This window comes from Nostoc sp. LPT, from assembly GCF_017115165.1.
GTDB lineage: Bacteria > Cyanobacteriota > Cyanobacteriia > Cyanobacteriales > Nostocaceae > Nostoc.
In genome coordinates this window covers 1-9,784 of the sequence record NZ_JABXKF010000124.1, presented here as the reverse complement: position 1 = coordinate 9,784, position 9,784 = coordinate 1, and the positions used below count along the sequence as shown (strand labels likewise).

Here is a 9,784-nt window from a genome sequence, read left to right as displayed (position 1 = left end):
ACTTCTCGCTGTGCTTGAGTCTCAAGCTCTTAAATACTAATTAGATAGTCAGGGATCATCTTCGGTAATGTAATTGACAGCAAGAGCCATTGCATAGTTGAGTGATTCCAGGGTGCGTGCCTCACAGGAACGGAGAAATTGCTTCAGTTTAGACCATCGCATAATTCTCTAAGTAACAAATCATTTTTTCCCTCGACCAAAGACTGGATCAGCGATAGATGCTTGTTGATGATTGTCGGCTTTTGGTAGCCTCCACGTCGTTTCGCCTCGATTTGTCCATTTGTCCGATACTGACGCAGTAGGTTTCATACAAATGACAAGCTGACTTAAATCTTTGTGCTAACTGGCGTTGAGAACCTTCCTTCTTTTGCAACACACGCCCTAATCACACGCTCACGTAAATCCTTTGGGTAAGATACTGGCATCTATTCAAACAATACTATCTCTTCAGTCTACCAGAGCCTGTGGTTCAATTACCTGAAAATTGCTGTAAGAGTAAAAGTTCCTTGTGTGCTTGTAGCTGAAAATTATCTTTCAAAGCCCATGTTAGTTTTGTAAGTAGAGGCTTGGTCTCTGCTTACAAAACAGATTAAAAGTATGAATAAATCCGTTGGCTTTCTCAGATATGGCTCAAATTTTGCAAGTTAAAAATCAAAAAATTCCGACGGCAAAAATTGTCAGCTTGTTGGCGAGCTATCAGCTGTTTCCCCAATTTTTACGTGAGATTATCACTGACCAAGCAATAGCTTCCTTTACCTGTACACTCGAAGAAAAAGCCAGTGCTTGTGAGCAATTTTATGAGAAATGGCAGCTTACTTCCGAGTTAAAACGTCAGCAATGGCTAGAACTCTATGAAATGACTCCAGAGCAGCTAGAAACTATAGCTATCCGAGAACTAAGAATTGAGAAGTTTAAACAAGCTAACTGGGAGCCGAAAATTGAAAGTCATTTCCTTAAGCGTAAGTCTTCGCTAAACAAAGTAATTTATTCTTTAATCAGGACGAAGGATGAAGGGCTTGCTGACGAGCTTTATTTCCGACTTCAGGAAGGAGAGCAATCTTTTACTGAACTAGCTCGACAATTTTCTCAAGGGCCAGAAGCAAAAAGCGGAGGTTGGTGTGGACCAGTCGAACTCGGTAAAATCTCCTCAAAGCTAGCACAAATGTTGTATGGCAGTAAAGCGGGTCAACTATGGCGTCCTACTCGTTTAGGAGAATGGCTAGTGATTGTCAGATTAGAGATACTTATCCCAGCTTTACTAGATGAGTCAATGCGCCAGCGACTGCTAGATGAACTCTTTGAAACCTGGCTAGAAGAAAAACTAGTTGAACTGACCAATGGTGGCTGGATCTCCCTGGATTGATTAATAGATTGTAGATAGTGTTTTAAATTTGTTCAAGCTGTAAATTTTTTGCTTACTAATCTCCAAGAAAGTATTTCATGAACGAATGGCACGCTTGTAAAGCCCAAAGGTTTGTGTAGTTTCGTTCCCAGTCTTAAGACTAAAAATGTATTCTTAGAGACTCTTAACCAGTTGGGACAATAGCTGTATCTTAACTTAGTGCTAATACTCAAGTATTAGTGATTATTCCCTTCCTTATTCCGATCGCCCCATACTTTATTTTGGATCTGCACCAACGGGAAGAGGTTCACCGAGAACTTTGGCGAATCTTTGCAAATAAAAATCCACAGGATTTGCTACTGCTTGAATTGAGGAGCGATGTCTAGGATGGGCTATGCCTACGTTCGCCAGATTCCACCATGTCTGCAAACCATGTCCGACCAATGATAGAGCTAAAAAAAAGAACAACTGTTATTGAATAATGAGTAACAGCGTTATGCAGCGCTCAAAATAGACTCGTGATGGAAGATGGGCGACTAATTATGGAATTTCCAAAACAGGTAGATAAAATTTCTGTCAGCGCTGACAATTGCTTAACATCAGAATTCTCGAAAAAGATTCATCATTCATTAACACAGCGAGATGCTCAGTTTATTGAATTACTAATGCCTGTATGGGAATGGTTTTACCGTTGTTACTTTCAAGTAAAAACTGATGGATGGCATCACATACCAACAAAAGGGAAAGTACTACTGGTTGGCTCTCATAATGGGGGCATGGCTTCTCCAGATTTAATAATGATGATGTACGATTGGTTTTCTAGATTCGGAACCGAGCGTTTGGTGTATGGTCTAATGCACCCTTACGCTTGGAAAGTAAGTCCAGAAATAGCAGGATTAGCTCAGAAAGTCGGAGCAATTGTTGCACATCCCAAAATGGCTAGTGCGGCTTTCGATCGAGGTGCTAGCGTTCTGGTATATCCTGGAGGACAATATGATATGTTTCGTCCTCATAGCCAACGCCATAAAATTCATTTTGCTGGTCATCAGGGCTTTATCAAGCTGGCTTTAAAACAAGAAGTTCCGATTATTCCTGTAATTTCGGTAGGCGCTCATGATAGCTTGATAGTCTTATGTGATTGCTATGATTTAGTCAAACAATTGCATCAGTGGGGATTGCCGTGGTTATATCAAATAGATCCTGGTGTTTTCCCAATTTACTTAGGTTTGCCTTGGGGCTTGTCTATTGGCCCTCTGCCAAATATTCCTCTACCTGTGCAAATTCACACTCGTGTCTGTCATCCAATTACTTTTAAAAGATATGGTCAAGATGCAGCTAGAGATCGTAACTATGTGAATGCTTGTTATGAAATAGTTCAAAGTCAAATGCAGGAAGAGTTAAATAATTTGGTTAGAGATACTCAGAAATCTAGCTAAGTAGGTCGGAGTAAAAATTTGTCTTGGGATAAGGCAAGAGGCAGGCGGCAGGAGGGAAGAGGGTTTTAGTCTAGTTGATCAATCTTTGAGATAGTTTGGTTTTATTGTGCCAAGTTAATTAAGACACGAATATTAGTGGCGAAGTGACGAATCTCCCAGTATTTCCAAAAGCGATCGCTCCATAACTTCACTGACAAATTTATTACCTTGCAAGTTGAGATGAATGTGATCGTGAAACAAACCTTGCGGGTTAGTAGTTGAATTGAAATTCGGTAAAAAGTCAATATAGTGAATTTGCTGTGTTTTGGTAAAATCACTCAAGCGCTGACGTGCTTTAATTTCGTAATCGCGGGGGCCTGGTTCACCAATTTCTCGTAGCAAAGGAGTCATCACCAGCAGAAATTTGCTGTTGGTTTGGCGAGTCAAGGCTTGAATTTTAGCGATCGCTTCCAAATTAATCCCCACGCGATCGCCTGATTCATTTTGTACGGCTTGCAGTTCAGGAATTGGCTTTTGCTTGACGATATAACGCTGCCACACTTCCACTAATGCCAGAGGAGGTTTACGATCGGGATAATTGCGATCGCGTCCGACTGGCAAAGAAGTAGGAGTAGTTGCAAACAAATCATCGGTATTAATTATTAACACTACTGCTTGAGCGTTAAAATTGCCAAACTTCTCTAAATAAGCTAATTCATTCCTTGGCCCCCAAGAGTTAGCTGAAGCATTTAGCACTTCTACTTCCTGATAATTACTAGTAGTAGATGATGCTAGAGAACGCATCATCAAACTAGATATTGTATTAGTCTGATCAGTCCACCAGCCACCATTAGCAATAGAATCACCTAAGAGTAGAATTCGCAGCCCAGTAGGTGCTGGTAGCTTTTTTATCGGACTACCTCGCATAGAATATTCATTAATTTCAATGCGATTCCCAAAACGACGGGTACGTTGGTTAGGAGCCAATAAATAACCAATTTGCTCATCGCCAATATAAATCAGGGGATTACCAAAACCAAACAGCGCTCGCAGTCCGATCTCGATTACCAAAAACAATCCCACAACCACCGCCAAAATTACGCTCAGTGCTATTTTCACCTACTCACACCCTCTTATACTGAGTTGCTTTTCAATGATACTGGGGGATTGGGCATTGGGCGTTAGGAGTGCTGAGTGCTGAGTGCTGAGTGCTGAGTTAGGAGTTAAGAGTTAGGAGTTTTGTTTATCTCCTTGTCCCCTTGTCCCCCTATCTCCCTCATCTCCCTCATCTCCCTCATCTCCCTCATCTCCCTCATCTCCCTCATCTCCCCAGCCCCCAGTCCTAAATTTTTAAAGTGAATTTAACATCATCCGCAAAGAGAAGGACTACAATCAAAACGGACAAATATTTCATGCTCCAACAACAGAGGATTACAAAGCTGTGTCCGACTTAAATCGCGGAATTATGAAATTTAAGGGAGCAGATTCCCCAAAAGTAGTCACTATCTCTACCGTGTTGCTTCTGGGATCGATCGCTGCTCTCGTCATCTGGGCGCTACAAGCTGCCTATGCGCTAAACTAAAACCATTAGTAGTCTAGAAGGACACTGGCAAAAACGGTTTCCGTCTTAGCCAAGTGTCCATTTAGTAACTACTAAATAAAAGCCCTTTTATAACCATCAAAAATTTCAGAAAAACTTTAGATTTTAGATTTGAGGTTTTAGATGGAAAATTTAAATCTAAAATCCAAAACCCAGAATGTTTGAACCTTGGGGTGTTTTCGTTATTTTAATTATCTGCCCCCTTTTGGGTGGATTACCCCTGATTGCATGGATAACTTACGCCTTGAAGCGGAAGCAGTTATCACAAGTTGGTACAGGAAACATTAGTGTATCAGCTGCCTTTTATCATGGCGGTAAAATTGTGGGAATTCTGGCAGTCTTGTCAGAAGCTTTTAAAGGAATTGCAGCAGTCTTACTCACCCGCATTTTCTTCCCAGAAGGATCGTTTTGGGAATTGGTTGCCCTGATCGCTCTGGTAATCGGTAGATACTGGATAGGCAGAGGAGCAGGTACGACAAATGTTGTCTGGGGATTTGTCGTACACGATCCCCTAGTAGCGATATTTGTATCTTTCTTTGCAGGTATTACTTTTACAATTCTGCAATCAAGAAAGGTAGTCAAATTTGGGGTTTTGCTGCTTTTTCCTTTGTTTGTGGCACTTCTGCACCTGAGCGATATTCCCAGAATATTTGCTGCTGTCGCCTTAGCAGGTTTAATGGGCTGGATTTATACCAAAATTCCTGATGATATGAAACTGCCAGCCCAAGAGGCACAAACAGAATCGCAAGCGATGTTGGAATTTTTACGCGGCGATCGCACAATGGTTTCTCTAGATGAGGAGTTGAATGCTGCCATCGTCGGAGAAAAGGCGGCGACATTATCTCAAATTAAGCGCTGGGGCTATCCAGTGCCGAAGGGATGGGTACTAGCCCCCATCGACGATCCTGAAGGGTTGACAGAATTTCTCCAGCCATCAGAATTATCTCCGTTGGTGGTGCGTTCCTCTGCTATTGGAGAAGATTCAGAACACGCCTCTGCTGCTGGACAGTATGAAACAGTTGTCAATGTTACCAGTCCAGAGGCATTACAGTCAGCGATCGCCCAAGTTCAAGCTTCCTACAATTATCCATCTGCTATCCAATATCGGCGCGATCGCGGCTTAAATGATACAGCAATGGCTGTGTTGATTCAACAACAAGTCCAGAGTGTATATTCTGGCGTTGCTTTCAGTCGCGATCCCATTACTCAACAAGGCGATGCGATCATCATTGAAGCCCTTCCAGGCAGCCCGACGCAAGTCGTTTCGGGAAAAATCACACCAGAGCAATATCGCGCTTTTGTCGTTGAAACAGAAAATTCTTACTCTATACAATTAGAGGGTCAAGGACGAGTACCACAATCATTAATCAAACAAGTTGCATATTTAGCTTACCGACTCGAAAAACGTTATCATGGCACTCCTCAAGATATCGAGTGGAGTTATGATGGTCAAACACTTTGGGTGTTGCAATCTCGACCAATCACCACTCTGTTGCCTATCTGGACACGGAAAATCGCTGCTGAAGTGATTCCCGGAGTAATTCACCCCTTAACATGGTCAATTAATCGTCCCTTAACTTGTGGAGTTTGGGGAGAATTTTTTACTTTAGTTTTAGGCGATCGCGCCTTGGGGTTAGATTTCACCAAAACAGCAACTCTCCATTATTCCAGAGCCTACTTTAATGCTTCCCTCTTAGGAAATATTTTTCTGCGTATGGGACTGCCGCCAGAAAGTTTGGAATTTTTAACCAGAGGAGCTAAATTAAGTAAACCCTCCTTGCAGTCAACCTGGGAAAATTTGCCAGGACTAGGAAAGTTGCTGAAGCGGGAATTAAATTTAGAAAAAGACTTCAAGGAAGATTATCAGAAACGGTTGATTCCTGGGTTGTCGCAGTTAGCGCAGGAAGATATAGATAGCTTGGAACCACCGAAGTTGTTGGCAAGAATTGATTTTATTCTGGAGTTGCTGCGTTATGGGACGTATTACAGCATTTTAGCTCCCTTGAGTGCTGCCCTGAGACAGGCGATTTTTCGGGTAAAAGATGGGCAAATCGATCATAGCGTCACCCCAGAGGTAGCGGCATTGCGATCGCTCAGTACAATCGCTACAGATGCCAAGCAGGTATTGCTGGAGTTTGAGCCACAGCAAGTATTTGAACAATTAAAGCAAACCCCCGAAGGAGAAAAGATCCTCCAAGAATTTAACGAATTGCTTCAAGATTACGGCTACTTAAGTGAAGTAGGAACTGACATCTCCGTTCCCACTTGGCGAGAAAACCCCCAAATGATTAAGCAGATGTTTGTGCAGCTAATGCAGGGGAACGAACCACAAGCAGGTGCTAAAGACGCGATTAATAGTATCTTTGCCAGTAAGCGCAAACGCTCTTTTGTGCAACGGCGTGTGGATATCAAAGGACGAGTCACCGAAGTTTATTCCCGACTTTTAGCTGAATTGCGTTGGAGTTTTGTGGCTTTAGAGAAGATTTGGTTAAAGTCTGGCTTACTCAGGCAAACAGGCGATATCTTTTTTCTCAACTTTGATGAAGTGCGGCGTTTAATTGGGGATGAAGATTCCAGCTTAATAGAGCAGTTAGATGAGTTAGTGGAATTTAGGCGATCGCAATTCCTCCAAGATAGTGAGATTATTCAAATACCTCTTTTAGTCTACGGCAATACACCTCCTCACCCCTTAGCTCCCTCTGAACTCTACTCTGACCAAATTTTACAAGGTATTGGAGCCAGTCACGGGCAAGCCGAAGGTAGAGTGAAAGTGTTGCGAAATTTACAAGAGATTCCAGACATCGATCGAGATACGATTCTGGTAGTGCCTTATACAGACTCCGGCTGGGCCCCTTTGTTATTAAAGGCTGGAGGATTAATTGCCGAAGCTGGGGGAAGGCTTTCTCACGGTGCGATCGTTGCTCGTGAGTATGGAATTCCCGCAGTGATGGATGTTCGAGGTGCTACATGGCTTTTGCAAGATGGTCAACGAGTCAGGATTGATGGGTCTAGGGGTATTGTGGAATTATCTAACGATTTAAGACCGGAATGATTACCACTTCCCTTAAAGACTTGCCTGAAGAATCGGTTTCTCACAATGCCGAAATCAAGAAAAAAGTGATGTTACGCTTCGGCGATTTACCTCACCTAACTAACTTTTCTCAAGCACGTTTTGCTCCTGGACAAACTGCACCAGCACACGCGCATCAAGATATGTGCGAAGTATTTTTTGTAGAAGCTGGTTCAGGAGTAATTCACATTGATGGTACAGAATACCCTCTGCTTCCGGGAAACTGCGTAGCTATCGAACCAGGAGAAGTACACGAAGTTGTCAATAGTGGCTCAACCGAACTTGTTTTGACATACTTTGGTTTGCGAGTCGAAAAATCGAGCTAATCATCAGTTAGGAGCATTAACTAGCAATTTAGGTTAGTTTGATTTTGAATAAAACACGCAGTGGGGGCATAACAATGTTATGTCCTTAGAAAAGTTTACGGATGTTGTTTATAAACCAATACAGTTCAGATAAACCCAAAACCCTGATGTAGAGACGCGATTTATCGCGTCTTCAAAGACCAATGATTTACTAATATACCAAGGGTGTCGCGCCGCGCATCTGACGTAAAGAATTTATACAAGCAGGACAATCGCAGCCAAATAAGTCAATTGCCACATTGCTTTCTTCGTCATTGAACTCCAACATGGGAGCATCTTCTTGAGAAAATTCTATTTCACGCTGATAGTTAGGAATTTGACCCAATACAGAAGCCCTGGCACATACTAAACCCACTTTATGTTTATTGCGTATACAAGATAGACGGTCTGTATTTTTGGCTCCTGGTTCTGGCTCGATAGCTTGGGCGTGATTGAGCATTACTCCCATAGAGAGAATAGAGCTAATCAGCACAGGAGAAGAAAGCAAACTCAGTATGAATTTGTTCATTAGTTTTCTTGAAAAACAATCTCGATTGCTCAGATTATCCGATTAAATCTTACAGTGCAAGTAAATGTCTAGCAAGAATAGCCCAAAATCCAGATGTAGAGATGCGATTTATCGCATCTTGAAAGACTAATTATCTATATCAATAACCCTTAACCCAAGCGTATTGTCAGATTATACAAGTCTGTTTCTGATAACGTCAAAGCAGAAGTTACTACAGGCTGCGCGAAACACCGAAACGTCAAAGCAGAAGTTGCTACAGGCTGCGCGAAACACCGAAACGTGAAGGCAGAAGTTGCTACAGGCTGCGCAAAACACCGAAACGTGAAGGCAGAAGCTCTTACAGGGAAGGCAGAAGTTGCTACAGGCTACGCGAAACACAAAAGCGTTAAAGCAGAAGTTGCTAAAGGGAAGGCAAAACAGAGAAGTTTATTGGTGTATAAAGAGTTTTATGTCCCATTGTCATTTGGAAACCTACTCAGTAATAATAGAATTTTCAACAGAGTCTATCAAAAATTAAAGAGGTTGATAGTCAAAATAGATATTTTTTGGGCGCTATTGATTGCCATGTTTATCTTCAACAAAAGATATTTCTACCTCACACTTATATTATTTTTCATAGAAGTATGTATTGCTGTTTTTGTCAATGATACTTTCATTCGTCCTTTGATCGGTGATGTTTTAGTAGTTATACTAATTTATTGCTTTGTCAAAGCTTTTTGCAATATACATTCATCCATCGTCGCTTTATCAGTTTTTGCCTTTTCTTGTACTATCGAGTTTCTTCAATATTTTAATTTTGTAAATAACTTAGGATTGCAAAAATATAAGATTCTGGCTGTTGCCTTGGGAAGTGTATTTGATTGGAAGGATATCATTGCTTATGCAATAGGTATTATAACAGTCTTATGCTTGGAAAATACCTGCGTTCCGTTACCATGATGTACATCCCAGTCAAGAATTCCAACTCGCTTGATTTGTCCTATTTCTAGAGCGTAAAGAGCAGCGATCGCGGCATTACAGAAAATGCAAAATCCCATCCCTTCATCTTTAAGTGCGTGGTGTCCTGGTGGTCTGGCCAGAACAAAGCTCGGTCTTCCCACCTGCAAAACAGTATCAACCCCATCCAACCAAGCATTCACAGCAAGACAGGCAACTTCAAAGCTTTGGGGAGAAATCTGTGTTGACTCAAAACAACCCCAACCTCTTGCAGAATAGGAGCGAACTTGCTCAATGTATTTGGTGGAATGAACTCGTTCAATCTCTTTGATTACATTTCTAGAAGTGGAAGGATTTAACCATTGAATTTGATCTGCTACTGTTGAGCTTCTTAATCTATCTACAATTGCAGTCAGTCGTTCTGGCTGCTCAGGGTGCATATACCCTGTTTCATGTTGAAGGAATTTCTCGGAGTAGATGATAGAGATCATTTATACCAATTCTCTAAAAGCTGGCTACAGATAAAGCTACCAAAATATATTGCCTTC

The 9,784-nt window shown here is 41.8% G+C and carries 10 protein-coding genes; 6 read left to right on the top strand and 4 right to left on the bottom strand.

Annotated features, from left to right (window positions below):
* Positions 1–625: 625 nt before the first annotated feature.
* Positions 626–1,363: a peptidylprolyl isomerase gene (locus HWQ58_RS23125; protein ID WP_292867648.1), complete on the top strand. Its 738-nt coding sequence runs from the start codon at positions 626–628 to the stop codon at positions 1,361–1,363.
* 255 nt (positions 1,364–1,618) lie between these two features.
* Here the strand turns inward: HWQ58_RS23125 and HWQ58_RS23120 are convergent, their stop codons facing one another.
* Positions 1,619–1,810 (bottom strand): hypothetical protein, encoded by a 192-nt coding sequence (locus tag HWQ58_RS23120; RefSeq protein WP_292867645.1) that lies wholly within the window; start codon positions 1,808–1,810, stop codon positions 1,619–1,621.
* Between the two features lie 74 nt (positions 1,811–1,884).
* On the opposite strand from HWQ58_RS23120, the gene HWQ58_RS23115 reads away from it, so the two are divergent.
* Positions 1,885–2,778: a lysophospholipid acyltransferase family protein gene (locus HWQ58_RS23115; protein WP_292867642.1), complete on the top strand. Its 894-nt coding sequence runs from the start codon at positions 1,885–1,887 to the stop codon at positions 2,776–2,778.
* 132 nt (positions 2,779–2,910) lie between these two features.
* Here the strand turns inward: HWQ58_RS23115 and HWQ58_RS23110 are convergent, their stop codons facing one another.
* Positions 2,911–3,876, bottom strand: a complete 966-nt coding sequence (locus HWQ58_RS23110) for an SGNH/GDSL hydrolase family protein (RefSeq protein ID WP_292867639.1) — start codon at positions 3,874–3,876, stop codon at positions 2,911–2,913.
* A gap of 322 nt (positions 3,877–4,198) precedes the next feature.
* Between HWQ58_RS23110 and HWQ58_RS23105 the strand changes: the two genes are divergently transcribed.
* The 3 genes from HWQ58_RS23105 (at position 4,199) to HWQ58_RS23095 (ending at position 7,753) form a co-directional block, all read left to right on the top strand.
* Positions 4,199–4,339 carry a hypothetical protein gene (locus HWQ58_RS23105; protein ID WP_190240958.1) on the top strand — a complete coding sequence of 47 codons (141 nt, stop codon included), beginning with the start codon at positions 4,199–4,201 and terminating at the stop codon, positions 4,337–4,339.
* 175 nt (positions 4,340–4,514) lie between these two features.
* Positions 4,515–7,409, top strand: a complete 2,895-nt coding sequence (locus HWQ58_RS23100; RefSeq protein WP_292867636.1) for a glycerol-3-phosphate acyltransferase — start codon at positions 4,515–4,517, stop codon at positions 7,407–7,409.
* Positions 7,406–7,753 carry a cupin domain-containing protein gene (locus HWQ58_RS23095; protein WP_292867633.1) on the top strand — a complete coding sequence of 116 codons (348 nt, stop codon included), beginning with the start codon at positions 7,406–7,408 and terminating at the stop codon, positions 7,751–7,753. The genes HWQ58_RS23100 and HWQ58_RS23095 overlap by 4 nt, the downstream gene beginning before the upstream one ends.
* 190 nt (positions 7,754–7,943) lie before the next feature.
* Here the strand turns inward: HWQ58_RS23095 and HWQ58_RS23090 are convergent, their stop codons facing one another.
* Complete coding sequence (locus HWQ58_RS23090; protein WP_292867630.1) at positions 7,944–8,300, bottom strand: hypothetical protein; 357 nt, start codon at positions 8,298–8,300, stop codon at positions 7,944–7,946.
* A gap of 279 nt (positions 8,301–8,579) precedes the next feature.
* On the opposite strand from HWQ58_RS23090, the gene HWQ58_RS23085 reads away from it, so the two are divergent.
* On the top strand, positions 8,580–9,239 hold the full coding sequence (locus HWQ58_RS23085) for a DUF2809 domain-containing protein (protein WP_292867627.1): 660 nt from the start codon (positions 8,580–8,582) through the stop codon (positions 9,237–9,239).
* Here HWQ58_RS23085 and HWQ58_RS23080 read toward each other — a convergent pair.
* A complete protein-coding gene (locus tag HWQ58_RS23080) occupies positions 9,179–9,676 on the bottom strand; it encodes a hypothetical protein (RefSeq protein ID WP_292867624.1) in 498 nt (165 codons plus the stop codon). The genes HWQ58_RS23085 and HWQ58_RS23080 overlap by 61 nt on opposite strands.
* Positions 9,677–9,784: the final 108 nt, after the last annotated feature.

Bases quoted from the DNA above. Each gene is read 5' to 3' on its own strand.
- HWQ58_RS23125 (WP_292867648.1), top strand. From the start codon at position 626: ATGGCTCAAATTTTGCAAGTTAAAAATCAAAAAATTCCGACGGCAAAA.
- HWQ58_RS23115 (WP_292867642.1), top strand. From the start codon at position 1,885: ATGGAATTTCCAAAACAGGTAGATAAAATTTCTGTCAGCGCTGACAAT.
- HWQ58_RS23100 (WP_292867636.1), top strand. From the start codon at position 4,515: ATGTTTGAACCTTGGGGTGTTTTCGTTATTTTAATTATCTGCCCCCTT.
- HWQ58_RS23095 (WP_292867633.1), top strand. From the start codon at position 7,406: ATGATTACCACTTCCCTTAAAGACTTGCCTGAAGAATCGGTTTCTCAC.
- HWQ58_RS23090 (WP_292867630.1), bottom strand. From the start codon at position 8,300: ATGAACAAATTCATACTGAGTTTGCTTTCTTCTCCTGTGCTGATTAGC.
- HWQ58_RS23080 (WP_292867624.1), bottom strand. From the start codon at position 9,676: ATGCACCCTGAGCAGCCAGAACGACTGACTGCAATTGTAGATAGATTA.